This is a genomic window from Bradyrhizobium sp. 21, from assembly GCF_023073335.1.
In the GTDB taxonomy this organism is placed as follows: domain Bacteria; phylum Pseudomonadota; class Alphaproteobacteria; order Rhizobiales; family Xanthobacteraceae; genus Bradyrhizobium.
Genome location: NZ_JADPJG010000003.1, coordinates 202,366 through 225,825 on the forward strand (window position 1 = coordinate 202,366; position 23,460 = coordinate 225,825).

The 23,460-nt window shown below is 64.7% G+C and carries 22 protein-coding genes; 3 read left to right on the plus strand and 19 right to left on the minus strand.

Going from position 1 to position 23,460, the window contains the following annotated elements; all coding sequences use genetic code 11:
* The first annotated feature begins 104 nt into the window (after positions 1 to 104).
* The gene (locus IVB31_RS06040) at positions 105 to 749 is read left to right on the plus strand and encodes a glutathione binding-like protein (protein WP_247319803.1); all 645 of its coding nucleotides are present in this window, start codon (positions 105 to 107) and stop codon (positions 747 to 749) included.
* Between the two features lie 52 nt (positions 750 to 801).
* Here IVB31_RS06040 and IVB31_RS06045 read toward each other — a convergent pair whose 3' ends face one another.
* The 9 genes from IVB31_RS06045 to IVB31_RS06085 form a co-directional block, all read right to left on the minus strand.
* Complete coding sequence (locus tag IVB31_RS06045; protein ID WP_247319804.1) at positions 802 to 2,106, minus strand: TRAP transporter large permease subunit; 1,305 nt, start codon at positions 2,104 to 2,106, stop codon at positions 802 to 804.
* A gap of 34 nt (positions 2,107 to 2,140) precedes the next feature.
* Entirely contained in the window at positions 2,141 to 2,734 is a 594-nt protein-coding gene (locus tag IVB31_RS06050; protein WP_247319806.1) for a TRAP transporter small permease, read from the minus strand.
* A 10-nt stretch (positions 2,735 to 2,744) separates the two neighbouring features.
* On the minus strand, positions 2,745 to 3,743 hold the full coding sequence (locus tag IVB31_RS06055) for a TRAP transporter substrate-binding protein (RefSeq protein WP_247319808.1): 999 nt from the start codon (positions 3,741 to 3,743) through the stop codon (positions 2,745 to 2,747).
* Positions 3,744 to 3,776: 33 nt separating this feature from the next.
* Positions 3,777 to 5,435, minus strand: coding sequence for a hydantoinase B/oxoprolinase family protein (locus tag IVB31_RS06060; protein ID WP_247319810.1), 1,659 nt, complete (start codon positions 5,433 to 5,435; stop codon positions 3,777 to 3,779).
* Between the two features lie 2 nt (positions 5,436 to 5,437).
* The gene (locus tag IVB31_RS06065) at positions 5,438 to 7,522 is read right to left on the minus strand and encodes a hydantoinase/oxoprolinase family protein (RefSeq protein ID WP_247319812.1); all 2,085 of its coding nucleotides are present in this window, start codon (positions 7,520 to 7,522) and stop codon (positions 5,438 to 5,440) included.
* 141 nt (positions 7,523 to 7,663) lie between these two features.
* Positions 7,664 to 8,485, minus strand: coding sequence for an NAD-dependent protein deacetylase (locus IVB31_RS06070; RefSeq protein WP_247319814.1), 822 nt, complete (start codon positions 8,483 to 8,485; stop codon positions 7,664 to 7,666).
* Between the two features lie 37 nt (positions 8,486 to 8,522).
* On the minus strand, positions 8,523 to 8,846 hold the full coding sequence (locus tag IVB31_RS06075; RefSeq protein ID WP_247319815.1) for a LuxR C-terminal-related transcriptional regulator: 324 nt from the start codon (positions 8,844 to 8,846) through the stop codon (positions 8,523 to 8,525).
* A gap of 158 nt (positions 8,847 to 9,004) precedes the next feature.
* Complete coding sequence (locus IVB31_RS06080; RefSeq protein WP_247319817.1) at positions 9,005 to 9,604, minus strand: hypothetical protein; 600 nt, start codon at positions 9,602 to 9,604, stop codon at positions 9,005 to 9,007.
* Between the two features lie 16 nt (positions 9,605 to 9,620).
* Complete coding sequence (locus tag IVB31_RS06085; RefSeq protein WP_247319819.1) at positions 9,621 to 10,697, minus strand: YadA-like family protein; 1,077 nt, start codon at positions 10,695 to 10,697, stop codon at positions 9,621 to 9,623.
* Between the two features lie 580 nt (positions 10,698 to 11,277).
* On the opposite strand from IVB31_RS06085, the gene IVB31_RS06090 reads away from it, so the two are divergent.
* The gene (locus IVB31_RS06090; protein WP_247319821.1) at positions 11,278 to 12,396 is read left to right on the plus strand and encodes a LuxR family transcriptional regulator; all 1,119 of its coding nucleotides are present in this window, start codon (positions 11,278 to 11,280) and stop codon (positions 12,394 to 12,396) included.
* 26 nt (positions 12,397 to 12,422) lie between these two features.
* Here IVB31_RS06090 and IVB31_RS06095 read toward each other — a convergent pair whose 3' ends face one another.
* Positions 12,423 to 13,259, minus strand: a complete 837-nt coding sequence (locus IVB31_RS06095; protein WP_247319823.1) for an SDR family oxidoreductase — start codon at positions 13,257 to 13,259, stop codon at positions 12,423 to 12,425.
* Between the two features lie 72 nt (positions 13,260 to 13,331).
* Positions 13,332 to 14,651, minus strand: a complete 1,320-nt coding sequence (locus IVB31_RS06100) for a solute carrier family 23 protein (RefSeq protein WP_247319825.1) — start codon at positions 14,649 to 14,651, stop codon at positions 13,332 to 13,334.
* Positions 14,652 to 14,784: 133 nt separating this feature from the next.
* Here IVB31_RS06100 and IVB31_RS06105 point away from each other — a divergent pair, with 133 nt between their 5' ends.
* A complete protein-coding gene (locus IVB31_RS06105; protein WP_247319828.1) occupies positions 14,785 to 16,113 on the plus strand; it encodes a dicarboxylate/amino acid:cation symporter in 1,329 nt (442 codons plus the stop codon).
* A gap of 264 nt (positions 16,114 to 16,377) precedes the next feature.
* Here IVB31_RS06105 and IVB31_RS06110 read toward each other — a convergent pair whose 3' ends face one another.
* Genes IVB31_RS06110 through IVB31_RS06145 form a run of 8 tightly spaced genes read right to left on the minus strand, consistent with a single transcriptional unit; the run spans position 16,378 to position 23,450 of the window.
* Positions 16,378 to 16,725 (minus strand): RidA family protein, encoded by a 348-nt coding sequence (locus tag IVB31_RS06110; RefSeq protein WP_247319830.1) that lies wholly within the window; start codon positions 16,723 to 16,725, stop codon positions 16,378 to 16,380.
* Positions 16,726 to 16,740: 15 nt separating this feature from the next.
* Positions 16,741 to 17,862 (minus strand): FAD-dependent oxidoreductase, encoded by a 1,122-nt coding sequence (locus IVB31_RS06115; protein WP_247319831.1) that lies wholly within the window; start codon positions 17,860 to 17,862, stop codon positions 16,741 to 16,743.
* Positions 17,859 to 19,277 carry an NAD(P)/FAD-dependent oxidoreductase gene (locus IVB31_RS06120; RefSeq protein WP_247319833.1) on the minus strand — a complete coding sequence of 473 codons (1,419 nt, stop codon included), beginning with the start codon at positions 19,275 to 19,277 and terminating at the stop codon, positions 17,859 to 17,861. Before IVB31_RS06120 ends, IVB31_RS06115 begins: the two co-directional genes overlap by 4 nt.
* On the minus strand, positions 19,274 to 19,570 hold the full coding sequence (locus tag IVB31_RS06125; protein ID WP_247319835.1) for a (2Fe-2S)-binding protein: 297 nt from the start codon (positions 19,568 to 19,570) through the stop codon (positions 19,274 to 19,276). Before IVB31_RS06125 ends, IVB31_RS06120 begins: the two co-directional genes overlap by 4 nt.
* Positions 19,571 to 19,589: 19 nt before the next feature.
* The gene (locus IVB31_RS06130) at positions 19,590 to 20,726 is read right to left on the minus strand and encodes an FAD-dependent oxidoreductase (RefSeq protein ID WP_247319838.1); all 1,137 of its coding nucleotides are present in this window, start codon (positions 20,724 to 20,726) and stop codon (positions 19,590 to 19,592) included.
* 8 nt (positions 20,727 to 20,734) lie between these two features.
* Entirely contained in the window at positions 20,735 to 21,541 is an 807-nt protein-coding gene (locus IVB31_RS06135; RefSeq protein WP_247319840.1) for an ABC transporter permease, read from the minus strand.
* Positions 21,538 to 22,413, minus strand: coding sequence for an ABC transporter permease (locus IVB31_RS06140; protein WP_247319842.1), 876 nt, complete (start codon positions 22,411 to 22,413; stop codon positions 21,538 to 21,540). The genes IVB31_RS06135 and IVB31_RS06140 overlap by 4 nt, the downstream gene beginning before the upstream one ends.
* Entirely contained in the window at positions 22,410 to 23,450 is a 1,041-nt protein-coding gene (locus IVB31_RS06145) for an ABC transporter ATP-binding protein (protein WP_247319845.1), read from the minus strand. Before IVB31_RS06145 ends, IVB31_RS06140 begins: the two co-directional genes overlap by 4 nt.
* Positions 23,451 to 23,460 lie beyond the last annotated feature (10 nt).

The following is a 23,460-nucleotide window of genomic DNA, read 5'->3' on the forward strand; positions in this document are numbered from 1 at the left end:
AATCCTTGACCACCGATATAATATGCAAGATGGTACAAAAATCAATCTGGCCAGGTTGAGCAACACCCCAAGGAACTGCCAAGGAATTGCCAAGGAGGCCAAAGATGGATCTTTATTTCTCGCCGCTCGCTTGTTCGATGGCGACCCGCGTCGCGCTGTATGAAGCCGGCGCCGACGCGAATTATCTCGAAGTCGATCCGCCGACCAAGAAGGTGCTGAACGACGGCACCGACTTCCGCACCGTGAATCCGATCGGCCTGGTGCCGACGCTGCGCACCGACGAGGGCGTGGTGCTGACCGAGAACGCCGCGATCCTGCAATATGTCGCCGACCGCTTTCCGCAATCCGGCCTCGGCGCTGCCGAGGGCATTGATCGCACCCGGCTGCATCAATGGCTCTGCTTCATCGGCACCGAGTTGCACAAGGGCCTGTTCATCCCCGTGCTCGACCGCAAGGCGCCGCAGGAAACCAAGGCCTATGCGCTGGAGAAGAACCTGCCGCGGCTCGATTATCTCGATAATTACCTGAAGGGCCGCGACTTCCTGCTCGACCATTTCAGCGTGGCCGATGCTTATCTCGTCACGGTCATCAACTGGACCATGGCAACGCCGCCGATCGAGCTCGCGAAATGGCCGAACGTGAAGGCCTATTACGAGCGCCTGCGCCAGCGGCCCTCGGTCGCACGCGCGATCGCGGAGGAGTTCGAGCTGTACAAGGCGGAGCAGGCGCGGAAGAAGGCTGCGGCGTAAGACCTGAAGGATCTAAATGCCGTCCCGGTCTCAAGGCCGGGGCGGCGCAAATCTATCCGTACAGCACCCGCGGCAGGATCGTGACGATGCCGGGCCACAGCGTAAGCAACAGCACGAAGCCGATCATGATCATCAGATACGGCATCGTGACGCGCGCGATGTAGCCGAGGCCGTCTTCGGTCAGGCCCTGGATCACGAACAGGTTGAAACCGACAGGCGGAGTGATCTGCGCCATCTCGACGGCGAGCACGAGGAAGATACCGAACCAGATCTCGTCGAAGCCCGCCCCCTTCACGATCGGCAGCACGATCGGCAGCGTCATCACGATCATCGAGAAGCCGTCGAGGAAGCAGCCGAGGGTCAGGTAGAAGATGATCAGCACGACGATCAGCATGAAGGGCGACAGCCCCAGGCCCTTGACGAAGGCGGCGACCGCCTGAGGGATGCCGAGGAAGGCTGCAGCATTTCCGAGAATCGAGGCGCCGAGCACGATCAGTGCGATCATCGAGCAGGTCACGACTGAGCCGATCAGCACGTCGCGCATCACCTGCTGCGACATCGATCCCTGCGCCCAGGCGACCAGCGCCGCGCCGGCCACGCCGACCGCGGCCGCCTCCGACGGCGTCGCCAGCCCGCCATACATCGAGCCGAGCACGCAGGCGATCAGGAACAGCGCCGGCGCCAGGTCCTTCAGCGCGGCGAAGCGTTCGCGCCATGGCACCTGCGAGAGTTTTGCTTCGGCCTCCGGGACCATGCTGGGGTTCAGCGTCGTGTGCAGCATCACCCAGCCCATGAAAGTGGCCGCCAGCAGCAGGCCGGGCAGCACGCCGGCGGTGAACAGCTTCAGGATCGAGACGTCGCCGAGCACGCCATAAATGATCATGATGTTGGATGGCGGGATCAAAAAGCCGAGCGTGCCGGCGCCGGCGAGCGAGCCGATCGCGATGTCGCGGGAATAGCCGCGGCGCAGGAGCTCGTTGAGCGACATGCGGCCGATCACCTGCGTGGTCGCGGCCGACGAACCGGAGATTGCCGCGAAGATGGTGCAGCCGATCACGTTCACATGCAGCAGGCGGCCGGGCAAAAGCCCAGCCCAAGGCGCGAGGCCCTGGAATAGCGAGCGCGACAAGCGGGTGCGGAACAACAGCTCGCCCATCAGGATGAACAGCGGCAGCGCCAGCAGCTCCTGGGTGGTCAGGATGTTCCAGGCATATTGCGGCAATAGCTTGTCGAGCGGGATCGAGCGGAACATCGCGAGCAGCAGCGTGGCGGTGAGCGCAAGCGTCAGACCGATCCACATGCCGCAGGCCAGAAGCGCGAACAGGATCGCAAAGAGAGCAACGACTTCGATGGTCATGGGATCCGATGTCCGATGGCGGGCGCGAGCGCGATCATTCGACGGGGGTGGCCTTCATGCGGTGATCCTCTAGCGGCAGGCCGAGCGCCGCCTGGATCGCGCGCGCCAGGAACTGGAGCGTGAGCAGCAGCATGCCGAAGGCGACGACCGCTTGCGGAAACCACAGCGGCGTATCGCTCGAGGTCGAGACCTGACCGCGAATGAAAGCGCCCCAGGCGAACTTCGCCATGGAGGAGGACAGGAAGGCCATGAAGACGAAGCCTCCCAACGCGGCGAGAACCTCGAGCGCACGCCGGAATGCCGCCGGAACGTTCTTGAGCAGCAGCACGACGCGGATGTGGCCGCCGACGCGCAGCGTCATGGCGGCGCCGAAAGTGAAGGACGCCGCCATCAGGTAAGAAGAATATTCCCACGCGATCGAGATCGTCGGCGGAAAGAACGGCAGGAAATTTGAGAGGAAGCGGGTCGCAACCTCGCACAGCATCAGCAGTGTCAGCGTCAGCAGGCAGCCGCCACCAATCCAGCCGTCGAGCCGGCCAAGGCGGTCGATGCCGTCAAGCAGGATGCGCAGCGGCGCCGGCGCCGCCGCGTTGAGACTATGGGACGACGCAGGCAAAACATCCGCCACCGCAAATCCCTCAGCGCTTCATTTCGGCGAGATAGGCCCGCACGGGCTTGTCGGCCGCCGGCACGCGCTTGAGGAACGCGTCGAGCTGCGGCGCGGTCTTGCTGCGAATGTCCGTGATCATGGCGTCCGAGACCGGCACCACCTCCATGCCGCCTTCCTTGAGACGGTTGAGGCTGTCGACGTCAGCCTTGAGCGAGTTGGCCCAGAAGCCCGGCTCCATCTTGGCGGCGACGCCCGCGACCAGCTGCTGCTGGTCGCTCGAGAGCGCCTTCCAGGAGTCGAGATTGACGGTGAGCATCTGCGACGACCAGACGTGATTGGTCGGGTAGATGTACTTCAGGAATTCCCAGAATTTTCCGTCGACGCCCGACACCGCCGAGGTGGAGACGCCCGAGACCGCGCCGGAGGCGAGCGCCGGAATCGTCTCGCCCCAGGGGATCATCACCGGCGCCATGCCGACCACGGCCAGCATCTCGACGGCGTTCTTGTCGGGCACGCGGATCTTGATGTTCTTGAGGCCGTCGACATCGGCGACCTTGACCTTGAGGTGCAGATATTGCGTCGGCCACGGCACGATGTAGAGAATCTTCTGGTTGTTGCGCGCGGCGACTTTCTCGTATTCTGGCCGCACATATTTGTGCAGCACCTTCAATTCCTCCATCGAGCTGCACAGGAACGGGATGCTCTCGACGCCCATGAAGGGCTCGTCGCCAACCTGCTGGATGTTGAGGACGTCGGCGAGCGGCACCAGGCCGTCGCGCACGGCGCGCAGATGCTCGGGGCCCTTGAAGCCGAGCTGTCCGCCGGCCTTCACGGTGATCGCGACTGCGCCTTCAGTCTGCTTCTTCACTTCCTCGGCGAAAGCAAACGCATTCTGGGTGTGGAAATTGCCGTCGGGCCAGACCGTCGACATATCCCAGCTCACCGTCGCCGCCCGCGCGCGGGTCGAGATCTGGCTGCTGGCCAGCAGCGTCGCTGCGCCCGCAGTGAAGTTCCGTCGCGTGATCATTGAAGCCCTCCGTTTATGACCTGCACTGGCGCGTCACCGCGCATATCCATAAACCTCAACTGCGTTGTCGGCGGACACGAGACCGCTTTCGATGTCGTCCTTGATGGCCGCGCGATCGCGCTCGGTAGGAGCACCGATGCCGGCGCCGCCCGGCGTCAGCACCACCAGCCGGTCGTCCGACGGCACCTGCTGAAAACCTTTCCCACGCAGCTTCTTGCCGGACTTCAGGCCGACATAGCCGGCCTCGCCGTTCTTGCCGCCATCGCGGCCGCGTGGCGGATGATCGATGCGGTCGAACGCCGCCAGAATGTCGAACGGCGCATCGACGCCGCTGCCGACCTCGATGATCTGGCCGAGGCCGCCGCGGGTGCGGCCCGCCCCGCCGGAATCCGGGCGCAGCTCCTTGCGCCAGAAGATCAGCGGCGTCTGCGTCTCGGCGATCTCCACGGGCGTGCCGCGCACGCCGCTGGGATAAGCGGTGGCTGACAGCCCGTCCTTTGCAAAGCGCGCGCCGGTGCCGCCATTGCTGGTCACCGCCATCGAGAATCCGTAGTTTCCGCCCGCGCCGCTGCGGGTCTGTCCGCGCACGTTGAGGTTCCACAGGCAGGAGGTGCCTTCCGCCGGCACGTCCTCGGGAATGATCTGGCGCAGGCAACCGAACACGACGTCGGGCAGCATCTGGCCGATAATATGCCGCGAGGCGACCGGCGCGGGCTTCGGCGCATTGAGGATCGCGCCCGAAGGCGCCGACACCGTCAGCGGCGAGAGCGAGCCCGCGTTGTTGGGGATCTGCGAGGCGACGACACAGCCGAGGCCGAACACGGTATAGGCTATGGTGTAGGAGAGCGGCACGTTGATGCCGAACTTCGAGGCGGACGAGGTGCCGTCGAAATCGACGTGAATGCCTTCGTCCGAGATCGTCAGCGTCGCCGCCAGCGTGACCGGTGCGTCGTAGCCATCGACAACCATGGTATTGCGCCAGCTGCCCTTCGGCAGTTTCGCGATCTCGGCCAGCACGGCCTCGCGCGAGCGGTCGCAAATGTAGTCGCCGAGCTCGTCGAGCGTATCGATGCCGAACTCGGTCATCATCTCGACCAGGCGCTCGCAGCCGACGTCGTTGCAGCCGGCCAGCGAATAGGTGTCGCCTTCGGTGTCAATCGGCAGCCGCGTATTGGTGCGGATCATCGCCATCAGCGTCTCGTTGACGACGCCCTGGTCGATCAGCTTCAGCATCGGGATATAGAGCCCCTCCATGAAGACGTCGGTGGCGTCGGGCCCGAAGCCGATGCCGCCGATGTCCATGAGATGGCTGGTGCAGGAGAACAGCGCGACGGGCTTGCCATCCTTGAAGCAGGGCGTGGTGACGACGAAATCGTTGAGATGGCCGGTGCCCATCCAGGGATCGTTGGTGATGTAGGCGTCGCCCTCTTTCATCGTCTCGATCGGGAAGTGGGCAATGAAGTGCTTGACCGATTCCGCCATCGAATTGACGTGGCCGGGCGTGCCGGTCACCGCCTGCGCCAGCATCCGTCCCCTGAGGTCGAACACGCCGGCGGAGAGGTCGCCGCATTCACGCACGATCGGGCTGAAGGCGGTGCGGAGCAGCACCTGCGCCTGCTCCTCGACCACGGCGATCAGCCGGTGCCACATGATCTGAAGGTCGATCAGGCTCGCGCCGCTTGCCTTGCTCATGATCAGGCCGCCTTCCGTTCCATGACGATGCTGCCAGCACCGTCGATATGGGCGTCAAAACTCGTGGAGACGAAAGTCGAAGTCTCGTCCTCAGCGATCACCGCCGGACCCGCAATCGTCGCGCCCGGTGCCATGTCCTCGCGGCGGTAAAGCGGTATCTCGATCACTTTCCCGGCCCGGCCGTCGAAGAATTTGCGGCTACCCGACGCCTTGCCGGCGGGCATGCGCGCCACATCGGCGACGCGCGGCGGATTGCGTGCCTCGGTGGTCGCGAGCACCGACCAGCTCAGGACCTCGATCGCGGCACCCGGAATCGGCCGCTCGAACATCGCCGCATAATCCGCCTCGAACTTCTGGCGCAGGCCGGCCAGATCGGCCGTCGCCAACCGCCGGTTCGGCAACTCGATCGAGATCTCGTGGCCCTGGCCGACATAGCGCATGAAAGCGGCGCGGCGCTCGCGCACCGGCGCGCCTGCCGCACCCGTCTCGACCAGCGCACGGGCTTCGGTCACCATCTCCTGGAGCAGGTCGGAGACCGCTTCGGTGTCGAAATCGTCGAGCCGAACATGCCGGCTGCGCACCAGCTCATAGGCGATCGGAGCCGCAAGGAAGCCAACGGCCGAACCCACGCCAGCATTGGAGGGTACGATCACGCGGGAGACACCGATCTTCTCGGCGACGCGCGCCGCGTGCAGCGGTGCGGCGCCACCAAAAGCGATCAGCGTGTGCTGGCCGACAATCTCGCCGCGCTCGACCGCATGGACGCGTGCCGCACTCGCCATGTTCTCGCAGACGACCTCGTGCACAGCATAGGCCGCAGTCTCGGCCGACAGACCCAGCGGCGCGCCGACGGCGCGCAGCAGCGCCTGCTTCGAGAGTTCCGGGTCGAGCTTGATCGTGCCGCCCGCGAATGCATCGGGATCGATCATGCCCAGCGCAACATCCGCATCCGTCACGGCCGGGCGCAGGCCACCGCGGCCGTAGCAAGCGGGCCCCGGCTCCGACGAGGCACTCTCGGGGCCGACGGTGACGCGCTTCATGGCGTCGACATGGGCGATCGAGCCACCGCCGGCGCCGATCTCCACCATCTCAATCACGGGAATCCGCACTGGCAGCCCCGAACCTTTCAGGAAGCGCGCAGCGCGATCGACCTCGAACACGCGCGAGGTCTCGGGCTGGTATTTTTCGATCAGGCAGATCTTTGCCGTGGTGCCGCCCATGTCGAAGGACAGCACCTTGCTCTCGCCGAGACGCGCCGCGATCTGCGCCGCGAAGATGGCACCGCCGGCAGGGCCGGATTCGACGAGACGCACCGGAAAACGCCGCGCCGTCTCGATCGAGGTGACACCGCCGCCGGAGGTGACGAGATAGATCGCGCCACGGTACTGCTCGACCTGCAAAGCATCGGACATGCGGGCGAGATAGCCGTCGATCAGCGGCTGCACATAGGCGTTGGCCACCGCAGTCGACGTGCGCTCATATTCGCGGATCTCCGGGCACACCGCGGACGATGCGGTCACGGAAATGCCGGGCATCTCCTCACTGATGATCGCGGCCGCGCGGCGCTCGTGCTCGGGATTGGCGTAGGAGTGCAGGAACGCGATCGCGACGCTTTCGACGTTCAGGGCACGCAATCTTGGCGCGAGCGCGCGCACCGCCGCTTCGTCCAGCGGGAGGCGGACCGCACCCTGGGCGTCGATGCGCTCCGGCACGGTAAAGCGCAGAGACCGGGGCGCCAGCGGCTTCGGCTTGTCGATGGAGAGATCATACTGGTCGTAGCGGCTCTCGGTGCCGATATCGAGCACGTCGCGAAAGCCTTCGGTCGCGATCAGCGCCGTCTTGGCACCGCGACGCTCGATGATTGCGTTGGTCGCAAGCGTCGTGCCGTGAATGAAGACGTCGATGTCGCTGATATGCGCGCGCGCGTCAGCGAGAATGAGCCGCATGCCGTCCAGCACCGCCTGTTCGGGGCGCTGCGGCGTCGTCAGCACCTTGCGCGTCTTGCGATCCTGACCCATGTCCAGCACGATGTCGGTGAACGTGCCACCAATATCGACGGCAAGCCGCACCTCGGCTCCCTCATGCATTCCGAATTCTCCGTGCTGATCGTCAAGACTGGGGACAAAAGCGCAGCAATTTCCATGCCATGGGTGGCGAGGATTACGCCGCGCCCGGCTATTCTGCTTGGCACCTATGCAATAGGCAAGGCGTGTTCGCAGCCTGCGCGATCAGAGCAGGAATGCAAGCGCCGCTTCGCAGCGCTCCTCGACCTTCAGCGTGAGGAGATCATCGGCGCGCGTGCGTCCGAGATTGACGGCGGCGATCGGAATTTGCCGGTGCGCGGCAGCTTGCACGAAGCGGAAGCCGGAATAGACCATCAGGGAGGAGCCGACGATCAGCATGGCGTCGGCCTGCGCCAGATGATCCTGCGCGGCAGCAACGATGTCGCGCGGGACGTTCTCACCGAAGAACACGACATCGGGCTTGAGGATGCCGCCGCAGGCTTCGCAGGCCGGCACCGTGAATGACGAAAAATCAGCGTGCTCCAGGTCGGCGTCGCCATCGGGCGCGTCTGCAGCATCGAGCGTCAACCAATCCGCATTGGCGCGACCAAGCGTCTCCTGGAATTCGCTCCGCGGCGTCTTTTCGCCGCAGCCCATGCAGCGGACCAGATCGAGCCTTCCGTGCAGGTCGATCACCTGCCGGTGACCGGCGGATTGATGCAGCCGGTCAACATTCTGGGTCAGCAGCATCCCGCACCGCCCGTTCGCCTCAAGCCGGGCCAACGCATGATGCGCGTCATTCGGCCTCGCCCGGCCGAACCGCCGCCAGCCGATCAGGCTGCGCGCCCAATAGCGCCGGCGCGTACGATCTTCGGACATGAAGGCCTGGAAATTGACGGGCTGGGTCCGCTTCCAGTTGCCATGGCTGTCGCGATAGTCGGGAATGCCCGAATTGGTGCTGCAGCCGGCGCCGGTCAGCACGAACAGTTTTTCGTGCCGGTCGATGAAATCCCGGAGCGGAGGGGTTGTCAGCGGAGCATTTGCCATGGCGCAGATGTAGTCTGCGCAGGCGGGTTTTGCCAGATCACGGCCGCTCGGACGGCTCGAATCCCGCAACCAGCTTCACGAGATCGCTCTGCCGCGCCGTGCCGGTCTTGCGGAAAACGTTGTGCAGATGCGTCTTGACAGTGGCCTGCGTCAGCCCGAGAGCCTCGGCCAGCGCCTTCACCCCGCTCACCTTTATGACGGCGTCGAGCACGCGGATCTCGCTCGCGGTGAGCTTGTAGAGCTTTGCGAGCGCCTCCAACGGCGGCGGACTTGCGGGCGAGGTCTTGCGGACGAAGACCGCGGCGACGGCGGAATGCAGCGCGCCGGTGCGCTGGCGGTCGCCTGACGTCAGCGGCAGCACATCGGCGAACCATCGGCCGTGAGACGTGGAGATCGGAATCGGACCGCCACCATTGGCTGTAGGACATTGGTGTGTTCAGTAACACGCTACCACAAGATTGACGACGACAACCCGCGTTAAGTTCCGCTCGACAATCGTTGCGATGAAGATAGCGACGGCTATTTCGAGGGCACGCTTGGCTTCGTCGGCGTGGCCTGCTTTTGCGAAACAACGGATTTGCCCGGTGAAGGCTCGGGCACGTCGGGCGCCACGGGGGCGGACTGACCGACCGACAGCGACACGCCAAACACGCGCCATTGTCCTTCGACCGGCGCGAACAGCAGTTCAAAATTCACCTGCGAGGGCACCGACGGAAAAAATCCTGCCATATGCAGCATTCCGCTCGGCTCGATCTGCGGCAGCAGCGACAATTGCGGATCGATGACGGCGACACCAGAGAGATCGAGCTTGTCGCCGCGCTGCTTGGCAAAAATCTCCGCAAGCTTTGCAGCGGTGTTCACCTGAAAGCCGGGCGCGCCGAGGTCGCGGAGCACGGTGTAATTCCCGGTCTTGTTGGCGTGATCGAGCGCAAGCAGCGTCGAGCGGATCAGCATCAGCACGCCGTTGCGGTCGATGTTGGCGGGCTTGGCCGCCTGTTGCTGCGCCGGCGCCTGATGCGGCTGCGGCGGGGTCTGCTGCGCAGATGTCGTCACGGCTCCCAGAATAGGGAGCCCGGCAATCGGTAGACCAAGGCCCGCACTCAACCAACGCAGCATCATCGCGAACGGGTTCTTCCTACCACTGGATCGAGACGGCACCGCGCCCGCCTGCAACGTTGCGCTCGAGTCCGATGCCGCCGCCGGCATTGGCGATGATCGCATAGCTCTTGCCGTCATAGAGCAGCGCGGTGGCGCCGAGCGCAAAGGCATTGGCGCCCTCGAAATTGCCGTAGCCGGCCGAGAGCGCGAACTTGCGACCCGCTTGTAGCGCCGGCGTCGAACCGGCCGCGAGCGCGACGGCGGTGCCGCTGCGAGCCTCGAGCCGGCTGTCCATCACTTGCGACTGCAACGACGTGACCTGCGACTGCAGCGAGGTGAACTGCGACTGCAATGTCGTGAGGCTCGCCGGATTGAAGCTCGACGTCGCAAGATTGCCGGCCGCATCCGTGGTGACGAAGGAGACCGGTCCGCTTTGCGCCGCGAGGCTTGCCGCGGACGCGACACCGGCCATGCGATAGCTGTTGCTGGACGTTCCAATCGCGACCTGATTGGCGGCCGTCGCCGTCGCGCCGGTGCCGACCGCGGTCGAGTTTGCGAAGCCGGCTGAGGCGCCGGTGCCGATGGCCGTCGAGGATGGGCCCGCCGCAACGCTACTCAGGCCGATCGCGATCGATTTGTCGCCGCTGGAATGTGCGCCTACGCCGGCGGCTCCGTCGCCGGCGCCTCCGATCGCGACACTGTAATTGCCCGACCCAATGGCAGCATCGCCGACGAACACGGCGCCGCCGATCGCGGTGCTGCCGGCGCCGGTCGCTTGACTGTTTGTGCCGTTCGCTGTGCTGCCGAGGCCGGCCGCCAAACTGGCAGCACCGCTCGCAGTGCTGTCGTAGCCGCTTGCAACGCTGGCATTGCCGGTCGCCGTGCTAAATGCCCCGCTGGCCGTGCTGCTCGAACCGAGGGCCGTGCTACTGACATCGCTCGCCTTGCTGAAGGCGCCCATCGTCGCGCTGCCGGAACCGCTAGCATTGCCGCCACACGCGACGGCGCCGATGCCCGTCGCGAGGCCGATCGGATTGCCTGTCCCCGCTTCGCCGCAGACCACTTGCGCGGCAGCGGGCGCCGGGTCTACCGAGAGGACGACGATTGAGGTCAATATCCAGAGCGCCAGCGAAAGATTTGATCAGACGAAACGTCGCTTGAGGGACCTCACGAGGCATTTGCGCGCCCGGCTCAAAAACGCTGGCCGATCCTGGTCAGTCGGTTAACCAATTGCGCCCAACGTAACTGTGGGCCAAGGCGACAGGCCGGACATCAACCGTTCGGTTGAATTCGTCTGTGCGTGCGGCGCCGACCGCCCGGTTTTTTCCGATTGTTGCTTGATTGCATCGCGATGCTTCGCGGCAGCAAGCGCCGCCCTCCAGAGAGCGGCACGAATGGTCCGGGCATCGGCGGCGAGTTCTGGCGAACGCAGGCAAGTCGATGCAAACGATGGAGGGCACTTCCTGGCAAATTCGGCCGTGCTCAAGAGCACGGCAGGAAAGCCGTGATCTGAGCAATTACGCCTTCGCCGTTCCACCGTGCATGACGCTTGCCATATCTGTCATTTTTTGCAGGTATGATTGTGGTGAGCGTGACCTGAGGTGTGTTACGTGACGCAAACAGGCGCAAATGCCGAGAATATCGCGAATGCATGCTCGATACGATTTGGGTTGGCCGTGACGTCTGAAGCCTCGATGCTCTCAGCACTGATCGGCGATATCTACGACGCCGCACTTGACCCGACCCTCTGGCTGCGGGCGCTGGAGCGCTCCTGCGCATTCGTCGGCGGCTCTTCCGCCGTGCTGTATTGGCACGATGTCGCCAGCGAAAGTTCGGCCGCACTACATTTATTCAACGACGACCCGCACTACACGCGTCTCTATTTCGAGAAATACATGCCGATGAATCCGGTCTTCCCGGCGGCAACTTTTGTCGAACCCGGATTGATCTACACGCCGGCCGATATCGTTCCCGAAGCGGAGCTCTTCGAGACGCGCTTCCACAAGGAATGGGTCGAACCGCAGGGGATTGCCGACGTCGTCTGCGTCAACCTGGAAAAGGGTACGACGAGTTCCTCCGTGCTCAATATTCGCAGGGATAACACCCATGGGATCGTCGATGCCGCCGCGAGACAGCGGGCCGCGCTGATCGTGCCGCATTTTCAGCGCGCAGTCGCCATTGGCCGCTTGTTCGATCAGCGCAACACGGCGCAGGCGGTTCTCACCGAAACTCTCGACAATATCGAGGCCGCCATATTCCTGTTGGGGCAGAACGGCCGGATCGTCCATGTCAATGAGCAGGCGCGCGCCATGCTCGACGACGGCGCGCTACTGCGCGAGCGGCGAGGCGCACTGGCGGCTGTCGCGCCAGAGGCGCACCGCATGCTCCGGGACCTGCTGGTGGCAGCCGAGAGCGCCGACCTCGCGGCCGGAAGCCATGGCGCGGCGATTCCGCTTTCGGATTCACCCGCTCGCCGCTGGTTCGCACATGTCTTGCCGCTGACGTCGGGCGACCGCCAGCGGGCCGGCGCGGTGCATTCCGCAGTAGCGGCCGTGTTCGTTCGCAGGACATCGCCGGCCAGCCCGCCCCCGCTGGAAGCGCTGGCAAAAATTTACAGCCTCACCGCGGGTGAAATCCGCGTGCTCGACGGCCTCATGAAAGTCAGCGGCGTGCAGGCCCTGGCCGATCTGCTGGGATCGTCGCAGGCGACCGTCAAGACGCATCTCCACAACCTCTTTCGCAAGACCGGCACGGCGCGACAGAGTGACTTGATCAAACTGACCGCCGGATTCGAACGGCCGACCGAGAGTTGATCCGCACCGATTGTCATGGCACGCCTTTAGCTCGCCCAGTTCTCGCGGAATTCGGGGAACAGGGTCAGGCCTCCGCAGGCATAGATGGTCTGGCCGGTGATGTAGCTGGCATCGTCCGAGGCGAGGAAGGCGAACACGGCGGCGATCTCTTCCGGCGTGCCGACGCGCCCCATGGGAATGTGTCCGGTGACGACGCCGCGCTTTTCCGGGTCGCCGGTCCAGGCCGCGTTGATCGGCGTGTCGATCGCGCCCGGACCCACCGCATTGACGCGAATGCCGCGGCCCGCGAATTCGAGCGCCAGCGTACGCGTAAGATTGGCCATGCCGCCCTTGCTGATGGAATAAGCGAGATAGCCGGGTTTTGGGATGATCTGGTGCACGCTGGAGCAGTTGATGATGCTGCCGCCTGCGCCGCGCGCGACGAAATGCGCGAGCGCCTTCTGCGCACAGAGCACGGCGCCGCTGAGATTGACGTCGATGATGCGGCGATAGGTATCGATGTCGAGCGCCTCGCTCGGCGATTCCCGCTGGAAGCCGGCGTTGTTGACGAGGCAGTCGAGGCGCTTCCAGCGTGCCAAAATCGTCTCGAACATCGCGGCGATGTCCTGCTCATTGCCGACGTCGGCCTTGACGATGACATGATCGAGCCTGCCATGGCCGCGGTCGGCCGATGCCGTCCGGGCGAGCGCGAGCGTCTCCTCGGCCCCTTCAGGGTGACCGAAATAGTTGATGGCGACGGTCGCACCTTCCTGGGCGAGCCGGATGGCGACGGCGCGGCCGATGCCTTGCGAGGCACCGGTCACGAGCGCATATTGGCCGACGAGGCGCGAGTGAAACGAGGTCGAACGATCGGTTTGCGGCATGGGTTCTCTCCGGGATGCCTCATCATCGGCCAAACAGGGATTTTGTTCCATCGCTCAGCGCATCGCTGCGATTCATTCGGCGCGCCGGGCGAGTGGCGAGGTCAATATCTGGTACAGAATGATGGCAGCGAAGGTCGCCGTGCCGATCCCGCCGATCGTGAACGCGCCGAATTTGAGCGTGAGATCGCCCGCGCCGGCGGTCAGCGCCACCGCGACGGTGATCAGGTTCGCCGGATTGGCGAAGTCGACCTTGTTCTCGACCCAGATCCGGCCCGCCATCGCGGCGATCAATCCGAATAGCACGATCGAGAGACCGCCGATGACGGGACCCGGGATCGACAGGATCAGTGCGCCGAATTTCGGCGAGAAGCCGAGCAGGATCGACACCGTGGCGGCGAAGGCAAACAGCAGGGTCGAATAGACCTTCGTCGCCGCCATGACGCCGATGTTTTCTGCGTAAGTCGTGACGCCGGTGCCGCCGCCGCAGGCCGCCACGATCGTCGCGAGGCTGTCGGCGAACAGGGCCCGGCCGAGATAGGCATCGAGGCTCCTGCCCGTCATGGCGCCGACGGCCTTGATGTGACCGAGATTCTCGGCAACGAGAATGACCGCAACAGGCGCGATCAGAAAGATCGCATCGGCCTGGAAGGTCGGCGTTGTGAAGCCCGGCATGCCTAACCATGGCGCGGACGAGAGTTGCGCGAAGTCGACCGGCTTGCCGAAGCCGAAACCGTTGGCGAACAGCAAATACAAGAGATACCCGCCGATCGCGCCGAGGATGATCGGCAGGCGGCGCCACAGACCCGGAGCGGCAACGGCAACCACGCCGATGATCAGAACGGTCGCGAGCCCGATCCAGGTATCGAATGCGTTGGCGCTCACCGCCTTGACCGCCACGGGCGCAAGGTTGAGGCCGATCGCGGCGACCACGGCGCCGGTGACGGCTGGCGGCAGCAGCCTCTCTATCCAGCCAACCCCCGACCACATCACAATCAGCGCGATCACGCCGTACAACACGCCGGCTCCGACGATGCCGCCGAGCGCGACAGAGAGATTCGGGTTCGGCCCAAGCCCGGTATAGCCGGTGGCAGCGAGGACGACGGCGATGAAAGCGAAGCTCGAGCCGAGATAGCTCGGCACGCGCCCGGCGACGATGACGAAGAAGATCAGCGTGCCGATGCCGGAGAACAGGACCGCAACGTTGGGATCGAATCCCATCAGCAGCGGCGCGATGATCGTCGAGCCCGACATGGCGACGCAATGCTGGAGACCGGAGACGATGGTCTGGCCCCATGACAGCCTCTCCTCCGGCATGATCACGCCGGAGGTCTTCAGTTTCCAACGCGGGAAATAGCTTTGCGCCTGCTCGTCCGCGCCTGTTGCGATCGTCATGTTTCCCCCGTTGCGGTGCAGCGATCGATCTTCGTGCGATCCGACAAAAATGTGATTGTCGCTTCCGCGGCGACCATCACATGATGCGAAATCATCAAATCCCGAAAAATCAATGCGTTCCGGGGCACATAATATGACACAGATCGCGATCCAGCCAGCCATCCATCGCCGGCATCAGCCCTGGTACAAGATCCTCTACGTCCAGGTGCTGATCGCGATCGCACTCGGGGTGCTGATCGGCTATTTCTATCCCGATCTCGGCAAGGCGTTGAAGCCGCTTGGCGACGGTTTCATCGCGCTGATCAAGATGATGATCGCACCGGTGATCTTCTGTACCGTCGTGCACGGCATCTCCTCGATGGGCGACCTCAAGCGCGTCGGCCGGGTCGGGCTGAAGTCGCTGGTCTATTTCGAGACGGTCTCGACCGTCGCGCTCGCGGTCGGTCTCCTTGTCGGCGAGATCCTCCAGCCCGGCCACGGCTTCAACATCGACCCCGCCACGATCGATCCGAAGTCGGTCGCGACCTACGTCACCAAGGCCAAGGAGGAAGGCATCGTCGCTCATTTGCTGGCGATCATTCCCGACAGCTATGTGGGGGCCATCGCGCGGGGCGATCTGTTGCAGGTGTTGCTGATCTCGATCCTGTCGGGCTTCGCCATTGCGCTCCTCGGCAAGCCTGGTGAGCCGATTGCGGAGGCGATCGACAAGGCCGCGAAGATGTTCTTCGGCATCATCCGCCTCATCGTGCGCGTGGCGCCGATCGGCGCGTTCGGCGCGATGGCGTTCACCGTCGGCGCCTACGGCCTCGGCTCGCTGCTCAACCTCGTGGCCCTGATCGGCACGTTCTATCTCACCAGCATCCTGTTCGTGCTGATCGTGCTGGGCTCGATCGCCCGGCTTGCCGGTTTCTCGATCCTGCGCTTCATCGCCTACATCAAGGATGAACTGCTGATCGTGCTCGGCACCTCATCGTCGGAGACGGTGCTGCCGCAGATGATCCAGAAGATGGAGCATTTGGGCGCCTCGCGCTCGGTGGTCGGCCTCGTGATTCCCACCGGCTACAGCTTCAACCTCGACGGCACCAACATCTACATGACGCTGGCGACGCTGTTTCTGGCGCAGGCGACCAACACCCATCTGACCATCTGGCAGGAGCTCGGCATTCTCGGCGTCGCCATGATCACTTCGAAGGGCGCCTCGGGCGTGACCGGGGCCGGATTCATCACGCTGGCCGCCACCCTCTCGATCGTGCCTGACATCCCGATCCAGTCGATCGCGATCCTGGTCGGCATCGACAAGTTCATGAGCGAGTGCCGCGCGCTGACCAATCTGATCGGAAACGGCGTCGCCTGCGTCGTCATCAGCATCTCCGAAGGCGAGCTCGACCGCGACGCCTTGCACGAAACCATGGCCCATCCGCTGGAGATGGGCGAAGCGCTGGAACCGGGCGGTAGCGCATAAGACCTCGCCCGGTACCGACGCGGTAGTTTCCCGGAGTGGTCAATGAGTGCGGCACGCGTCACAATAATGGTGTTGGGATCACGGATTGATACTCATTTTTTCCACCCGACGCGCTGGGGGCAGAGCGTCGGGTTTTTGTTGTTAGGACGATGGGCTGGGGCAGCCGTTGAGATTTCTCTAGCTGGTCCCCATCGCCGCGCGAGATCACGGCTCGCAGGGCCGACAGCGCGAGGGAAGCGCCGCCCTCCCACTCAGCCTCCGCCATCAGCCCTTCAGCGCGGTCACCACCACCTCGATCAGCGCGCTGCCGCCGAGATCGGCGACGCCGACGGTGGCCCGCGTCGGCAGATTGTCGCCGAAGAATTCGGTCCAGGCCGCGTCCATCTCCTTCTTCTTGGACAGATCCGTGACGAAGATCGAGGTGCTGACAACGCGCGACTTGTCGGTGCCGGCCTCCTTCAGATAGCCAGCGATCTTGCCGAGGATGTTGCGGGTCTGCTCGCCCATCGAGACCGAGGTGTCGTCGGCGATGGTGCCGCCGAGGAAGACGAAGCCGTTGGCCTCGACGGCGCGGTGCATGATGGGGGTACGGATGCTGCGGATGATGCTCATGATGTCCTCTTGTAGCTAGAGCGTGGAAGGATGGAAGCGGTCGATGCCGAGATCGCCGATTCGAGTCTGGGTACCGCCATTGACGATCAGCTCCGCCATGACGGCGCCGGCGCCGGGGCCGAGCTGAAAACCGTGCAGCGAGAAGCCGAACTGGTGATAGAGACCCTTGTGGCGGCTGCTCGGCCCCAACACCGGAAGATCGTCCTTCGTCTTGGCCTCAATGCCGGCCCAGGCGCGGACGATGGTGGCGCTGCGCATCACCGGGAACAGCTCGAACACGGTGCGCGCGCTGGTCGCGAGGCTCTTCCAGTCCAGAACCGTCTCGTTGCGATCCTGATAGGGCGTCGCCAGATGGCCGCCGCCGATCAGCACGGTGCCGTTCTTGAACTGCTTGAAGGAGAGCTTTCGGCCGCGCAGGATCACGACGGGGTCGATGAAGTGCGGTACGCGCGAGGTGATCATCAACATCGGCGCCACGGTCTCGACCGGCACGGGCTCGCCGAGCGCAGATGCGATCGTGCCGGCCCAGGCGCCCGCGGCGTTGACCAGCACCGGCGCGGCAAAGGTTTCAGCGCCGACATCGACCTGCCAGAGGCCGTCGCTCTGCCGGATGTTGGATGCAGCGACGCCCTCGCGCACGGTTGCGCCGAGTTGCTGGGCCTTGCGCCGGAACGCCGTCGTCGTCTGCGCCGGATTGGCCGCGCCGTCACGGCGCGAGACCACGCCGCCGGGGCACGTTTCAGCCACCGCCGGCACCAGCCGGCGCAACTCGGCCGCGTCGATCAGCTCTTCGTGCGTGAAGCCGAGTGCGTTGAGCTCGGCCACGCGCGCGCGGCAGACCGCGAGCTCCTCCTCATTTTCGGCGACCTGAACCTGGCCGTAGCTCTCAAAGCTGCAATCGTCGTCGAGCAGGTCTTTGATCTTCTCCCATATCCCCATTGAACGGATCGAGAGCGGAATTTCCGGGATGTGCCGCGCGAGCTGGCGGACGCCGCCAGCATTGACGCCGGAGGCATGGCGGCCGGCATAGTCCTTCTCGATCAGCACTGGCTTCAGGCCGGCGAGGCATAGATGCAGCGCGGTCGAGCATCCGTGGATGCCGCCGCCGACGACGATCGCATCCACGCTTTTTGTCATCCGCGCACCACGGCCTTGATGTCGGCCTCGGTCTTCGGAACGGCAGCAAGCTCGGCGAGCGTGATCGGCTTGACCGGCGCGCGCAGCCGGTAATAGCCGATCTCCTGCGGGGTCTTGCCGCGCGCCTGCGCCATCAATTCGGTGACGGTGAGGCCGCAGAGCCGGCCTTGGCACGGGCCCATGCCGGTGCGGCGATAGGCCTTGAGTTGATTGGGCCCGGTCGCACCGATCGCGACCGCATCGAGAACGTCCTTTGCGGTCACCTCCTCGCAGCGGCAGACGATGGTGTCGCCTACGGGAATGCGAAACTGCGGCGCCGGACGGAACAGCGTGTCGATGAAAACGCGGCCACGCTCGGCCTTGGCGAGATCGGCGCGGAGCGTCGCCATCGTGGGAAGCTTCGCGGCGGCCGCGGGCGCCAATGCTTCCATCGCCGCGCGCGCCGCGATGCGGCCGCGGACCACGGCTGCATTCGCGCCGCCGATGCCGGCGCCATCGCCGGCGATCGCAATGCCGGCGACCGACGAGTTGCCGCTGGCATCGAGCACAGGCGACCAGCACAATTGCAGATCGTCCCAGCGATGATCGACGCCGGCCGCCATCGCCAGGTTGACGTTGGGCACGACGCCTTGATGCAGCAGCAGCAAATCCACTGGAATGGTCTCGCGCTTGCCGCCGGCAACATAGCTCACGCTCGCGAGCTGGCCGTCACCGGATGCGGCAAGCTCGGTGACGCCGGAAACAACCTGCACCTTGGCCTTCACCTCGCGCATCATCGACAAGCCTTTGGCGAAATAGGGCGAGGTCAGGAACGCGAAGGCGTGCGGCAGGGCGGCGAAATAATTGCCGCGCTCGGTGGTGTCGAGAATGCGGTCGATGCGGCCGCCGAGACGCAAGATCTGCGCGGCGAGCAGCCAGAGCAGCGGCCCCTGCCCCGCAATCACCGTGCGTCCATCCGGCACCAGCGCCGACGATTTCAGCATGGTCTGCGCCGCACCCGCGGTCATCACGCCCGGCAGCGTCCAGTCGGGAATCGGAAATGGCCGCTCAAGCGCGCCGGTCGCGAGGATCACGCGCTGCGCCTTGACGAACGCGGACGCGCCGCCGATCGAAACGGCGATATCGAGATTGCGGTCGAGGCTCCAGACCGTGGCGCGATGGATGACCTCCGCAGTGCTCGCGCGCAGCGTCTTCACGAGGTCCGCGCCAACCCAGTAATCGGCGCCCAGCTGGCTGTGCTCGGTCACCGGCGTCGAAGAGATGGCGCGAAACACCTGGCCGCCGGGACCGATGTTCTCGTCGAGCAGCAGCGTCGACAGACCGGATTCGGCGGATGTCGCGGCGGCGGTGAGGCCGGCAGGTCCGGCGCCGATCACCACGACGTCGTAGTCCTCGCGTTTGGGAGCCACAGTCATTTTCCGATCTCCCGCTTGCCCTTCTGGATTTCGATCTGCATGCCCTCGGCGACGGGCACGAGGCAGCCCTGTCGGTTGCCGACGCCGTCGATGGTGACGAGGCAGTCGAAGCACACGCCCATCATGCAGTAGGGAAGACGCGGCGCGCCGCTCACCGCTGTGGACCGCCGCACATCCCGGCTGGAAGCCAGCAGCGCGGCGGAGACGGTGTCGCCCTGCCGCGCCGCGACGGCAACGCCGTCGACGAAGATTTGCACCGGCGGCCGTTTGTCCTGTTCGGATCGTTTGAACATCTTGGCTCCTTCAATATCTCTAGTAGCCGCTGTTGTTCGCAGCACCGGCGGTGCCAAAACGGCTGGCCGAGAACGCACCGACCAACTCGGGCTCGAGCGCGCCCTGCGCGACCATGCGCGCGATCTCGAAAGCGTGGTTGGAAGCGAGCGTCACGCCGGAATGGCAGCAGGCGACGAAGGCGCCGGGATGGGTCTCCGACTGGTCGTAGATCGGAAAGCCGTCCTGCGGCATGACGCGGATGCCGGCCCAGCTCCTGACCACGTTGAGCCGCGCGAGATGCGGGAACATGCGCTGGGCGCGATCGGTCATCACGGCACTGATCGAATGCTTCAGCGTGCGATCGTCGAGCTCGTCCTCCTTGCTGTCGCCGATCATCACCGTGCCCTCGTCGGTCTGGCGGATCGTGGTCAGCGGATGCGGCAGGAATGGCATGGTGCGCTCGGTGACCACGATCTGGCCACGGGTCGGGCCCATCGGCGCTGAGAGGCCGACCATCGGGGCCAGCGTCTGGTTGGCGTTGCCGGCGGCGAGCACGATCTTGGTGGCGCGCAGCTCGCCCTTCGGCGTGGTCAGGCGGAATTCGCCGCCGCTCTTGCTGATCGCCGAGACCGGTCGCTCCGGCAAATAATCGATGCCGAATGCCTTGAAGCCGGTGTGGAACGCACGAAACGTGCGCAGCGAATTGACGTGTCCGTCGAGCGGGCAATAGCTGCCGCCCGAGACCTCAGGGCCGATCAGCGACAGCGACTTCTTCACCTCGGATGCTGAGAGCATCTCCATCTTGTAGTCGGCGGCACCAGTCTGGTTGTGCATGCGCTTGACCAGTTCGGCGCGTTGCCCGAATTCGTCGTCGCCGAGCGTGAGATGAAAACCGCCGTTCTGCTGGAGGCTGACGTCGAGCCCGGTCTGCTGCTTCAACTCTGAGGCAAGCCGCCTCCAGGCTTGCGATGCCTGCACAGTCCACACCGTATAGGCCGGCATGCCCAGACCCTTGCTTTGGACCCAGACCAGGGCAAAATTCGCACGCGAGGCGCGCTTGGTGATGTCGCCCTCGTCGAGCACGGCGACGCGCTTGCCGAGCCGGCCGAGGCCCCAGGCAATGGCGGAGCCGAGCAATCCGCCGCCGACGACGGCGACGTCGTTATCACTTCGCATTGGTTCTCCTATCGTCCCGTAACGCCCTTGCCGGCGAGCACACGGTCGAGCCCGTAGAAGCGGTCGAGCAGAATGAGGGCGGTCATGGTAACAGCGATGACGCAGGCCGAGACCGACGTCACCAGCGGATCGATGTTGTCCTGAATGTAGAGGAACATGCGCACCGGCAGCGTCTCGGTGCCAGGCGCGGCGAGGAAGACGGTCATGGTGAGATCGTCAAAGGACTGGATGAAGGCGAGCGCCCAGCCGCTGATGACGCCCGGCAGGATCAGCGGCAGTGTCACGCGGCGGAACAGCGTCCAGCCGTTGGCGCCGAGCGAGACAGCCGCCATCTCCACCGAGAGGTCCATGCCGGTCGCCGCCGCAAGCGTCAGCCGCAGCGCGAACGGAAACACGATGATGACATGGGCGATGATCAGCGCGGCGAAGCTGCCGCCGAGGCCCGCCGAGGTGAAGAAGCGCAAGAAAGCGATGCCGAGCACGACATGCGGAATCATCAGTGGCGACAGGAACAAAGCTGCGAGCGCATCGCGACCGCGGAACCTGTAACGAGCGATCGCCAGCGCCGCCGGCACCGCAAACAACAGCGCCACGAAGGAGGACAGCGCACCCAGCCCAAGGCTGACCCAGAAGGCGTGGATGAATTCGGGATAGTTGGCGATTGCCCTGAACCAGCGCAGCGAAAAACCGTTGGTCGGTAGCGACAGAAAGCCTTCGGGGGTGAAGGCAACGAGACAGACCACCAGGATCGGTGCCACCATCACAATGACAAAGATGGTGTGGAAGATCAGCGCGAGCGGGCCGTTCCGTCTCATCGGAAAACCTCCGCATAGCGCCGTTCGATCAGCGCGTTGCTGCCGACCACGATCAGCACGAGCGCGACCAGCAACAGCGTTGCGACCGCGGCCCCCAGCGGCCAGTCCAGCGTGTTGAGAAACTCGTCATAGGCGAGCGTCGCTGCGACCTTGAGCCGGCGTCCGCCGATGATCGCAGGCGTCGCAAACGCACTGGCCGAGAGCGAGAACACGATGATCGCGCCCGACAGCACGCCCGGCATGATCTGGGGCATGATGATGCGGCGGATGATGGTCACGGGCCCCGCGCCGAGCGACAATGCGGCATTCTCGATCTGCGGATCGAGCCGCTGCAGCGCCGCCCACACTGACAGCACCATGAACGGCATCATCACATGCGCCAGCGCGACCACCATTCCGGTCTCGGTGAACATGAAGGGAATGGGAGCGTGGATCAGACCGGCCGACATCAGCAGCTTGTTGACGAGGCCGTTGTTGCCGCCGAACAGCAGCGCCCAGCCGAGCGTGCGCGCCACCACGGAGATCAGCAGCGGCCCGAGGATCACCAGCAGGAAAATACTCTTCCAGCGGCCGCTCATGCGATTGAGGATGTAGGCTTCGGGCGCACCGAGCACGGCGGTGAGCAGGGTGGTCACGATCGCGATGCGAAACGTCCGCCAGAACATCTCGGCGTAATAGGGATCAGTCGCGATCTCGCGCCAGTTCTTGAGGATGAAGACCGGCTCGATGCCCTTGTACTGGCCCCAGTCGTGGAACGACAGCATCACGGTCATTGCCAGCGGGATCAGGAGCACGCCGACGAACAGCATCAGGGCAGGCGCTGTCAGCGCCCACGGAGCCCGTGCACTGCGTTGCTCGGCGGCTGTGCTCATGCGGAGGCTCCCCCGCGCACACTCATGTCCTCGGGACGCCAGGCGAGACGGACCGCCTCACCTTCCACCGGCTGCCTCTCGCCGTCATTCTGGCGGATCACGATCGCCGGGCCGCATTCACTGTCGCACTGAAACAGCCAATGATTACCCTGGAAAATGCGGGTGATGATCTTTGCGCTGAGGCCCGTATTCCCAAAGCCGATTCTTTCAGGACGAACGCTCACGGTGACGGAGCCGCTGAGACCAATCGGCGCGGGCGCGCTCCAGGAGCCCGCCATTAACAGCGCAGGCGCACGCGTCCGATCGATGGTCGCGGCAAAGTCGTTGGTCTTGCCGAGAAACTGCGAGACGAAGGCCGAGGCCGGGCGCTCGTAGGTTTCCTGCGGCGTGCCGATCTGCTCGATGCGGCCCTGGCTCATCACCACGATCCGGTCGGACAGCGACATCGCCTCGTTCTGGTCGTGGGTGACTAGAATCGTGGTGGTGCCGATGGTGCGCTGGATCTGGCGCAGCTCGATCTGCATCTCCTCGCGCAGCTTGGCATCGAGATTGGACAGCGGTTCGTCGAGCAGCAACACGCTCGGCTTGATCACCAGCGCACGCGCCAGCGCAACGCGCTGCTGCTGCCCGCCGGACATGCGACGCGGATGGCGGTCCTCATAGCCGGCGAGCCCAACCATTGCGAGCGCGGCACGGACGCGCTCGGTCCGCTCCGAGCGCGCCACCTTGCGCATCTCGAGGCCAAAGGCGACGTTCTCCGCCGCCGTCATGTGCGGAAACAGCGCGTAGCTCTGGAACACGATGCCGAGCCCGCGTTTGGCCGGATGGATCGCGGTCAGGTCCTTGTCCTCCAGCCGGATCGCGCCGTGCGTCGGGTCGAGGAAGCCCGCGATCATCTGAAGGGTCGTCGTCTTGCCGCAGCCTGAGGGGCCGAGGAAGGAGACGAATTCCCCCTTCCCGACTGCGAGACTGAAGTCGTCGACCACAGTCTGCGTTCCGAACTGCTTCCCGACCCGATCGAGCTCGAGGTAGGCCATGGCTCTGTCT

What these genes read in the sequence shown, in the direction of transcription:
- IVB31_RS06110 (WP_247319830.1), bottom strand. Translation starts at nt 16,725, where the DNA reads ATGAGCATCATCCGCAGCATCCGTACCCCCATCATGCACCGCGCCGTC.
- IVB31_RS06135 (WP_247319840.1), bottom strand. Translation starts at nt 21,541, where the DNA reads ATGAGACGGAACGGCCCGCTCGCGCTGATCTTCCACACCATCTTTGTC.
- IVB31_RS06090 (WP_247319821.1), top strand. Translation starts at nt 11,278, where the DNA reads ATGCTCTCAGCACTGATCGGCGATATCTACGACGCCGCACTTGACCCG.
- IVB31_RS06070 (WP_247319814.1), bottom strand. Translation starts at nt 8,485, where the DNA reads ATGGCAAATGCTCCGCTGACAACCCCTCCGCTCCGGGATTTCATCGAC.
- IVB31_RS06130 (WP_247319838.1), bottom strand. Translation starts at nt 20,726, where the DNA reads ATGCGAAGTGATAACGACGTCGCCGTCGTCGGCGGCGGATTGCTCGGC.
- IVB31_RS06095 (WP_247319823.1), bottom strand. Translation starts at nt 13,259, where the DNA reads ATGCCGCAAACCGATCGTTCGACCTCGTTTCACTCGCGCCTCGTCGGC.
- IVB31_RS06145 (WP_247319845.1), bottom strand. Translation starts at nt 23,450, where the DNA reads ATGGCCTACCTCGAGCTCGATCGGGTCGGGAAGCAGTTCGGAACGCAG.
- IVB31_RS06065 (WP_247319812.1), bottom strand. Translation starts at nt 7,522, where the DNA reads ATGCATGAGGGAGCCGAGGTGCGGCTTGCCGTCGATATTGGTGGCACG.
- IVB31_RS06120 (WP_247319833.1), bottom strand. Translation starts at nt 19,277, where the DNA reads ATGACTGTGGCTCCCAAACGCGAGGACTACGACGTCGTGGTGATCGGC.
- IVB31_RS06125 (WP_247319835.1), bottom strand. Translation starts at nt 19,570, where the DNA reads ATGTTCAAACGATCCGAACAGGACAAACGGCCGCCGGTGCAAATCTTC.
- IVB31_RS06080 (WP_247319817.1), bottom strand. Translation starts at nt 9,604, where the DNA reads ATGATGCTGCGTTGGTTGAGTGCGGGCCTTGGTCTACCGATTGCCGGG.
- IVB31_RS06115 (WP_247319831.1), bottom strand. Translation starts at nt 17,862, where the DNA reads ATGACAAAAAGCGTGGATGCGATCGTCGTCGGCGGCGGCATCCACGGA.
- IVB31_RS06055 (WP_247319808.1), bottom strand. Translation starts at nt 3,743, where the DNA reads ATGATCACGCGACGGAACTTCACTGCGGGCGCAGCGACGCTGCTGGCC.
- IVB31_RS06105 (WP_247319828.1), top strand. Translation starts at nt 14,785, where the DNA reads ATGACACAGATCGCGATCCAGCCAGCCATCCATCGCCGGCATCAGCCC.
- IVB31_RS06045 (WP_247319804.1), bottom strand. Translation starts at nt 2,106, where the DNA reads ATGACCATCGAAGTCGTTGCTCTCTTTGCGATCCTGTTCGCGCTTCTG.
- IVB31_RS06040 (WP_247319803.1), top strand. Translation starts at nt 105, where the DNA reads ATGGATCTTTATTTCTCGCCGCTCGCTTGTTCGATGGCGACCCGCGTC.
- IVB31_RS06140 (WP_247319842.1), bottom strand. Translation starts at nt 22,413, where the DNA reads ATGAGCACAGCCGCCGAGCAACGCAGTGCACGGGCTCCGTGGGCGCTG.
- IVB31_RS06060 (WP_247319810.1), bottom strand. Translation starts at nt 5,435, where the DNA reads ATGAGCAAGGCAAGCGGCGCGAGCCTGATCGACCTTCAGATCATGTGG.
- IVB31_RS06100 (WP_247319825.1), bottom strand. Translation starts at nt 14,651, where the DNA reads ATGACGATCGCAACAGGCGCGGACGAGCAGGCGCAAAGCTATTTCCCG.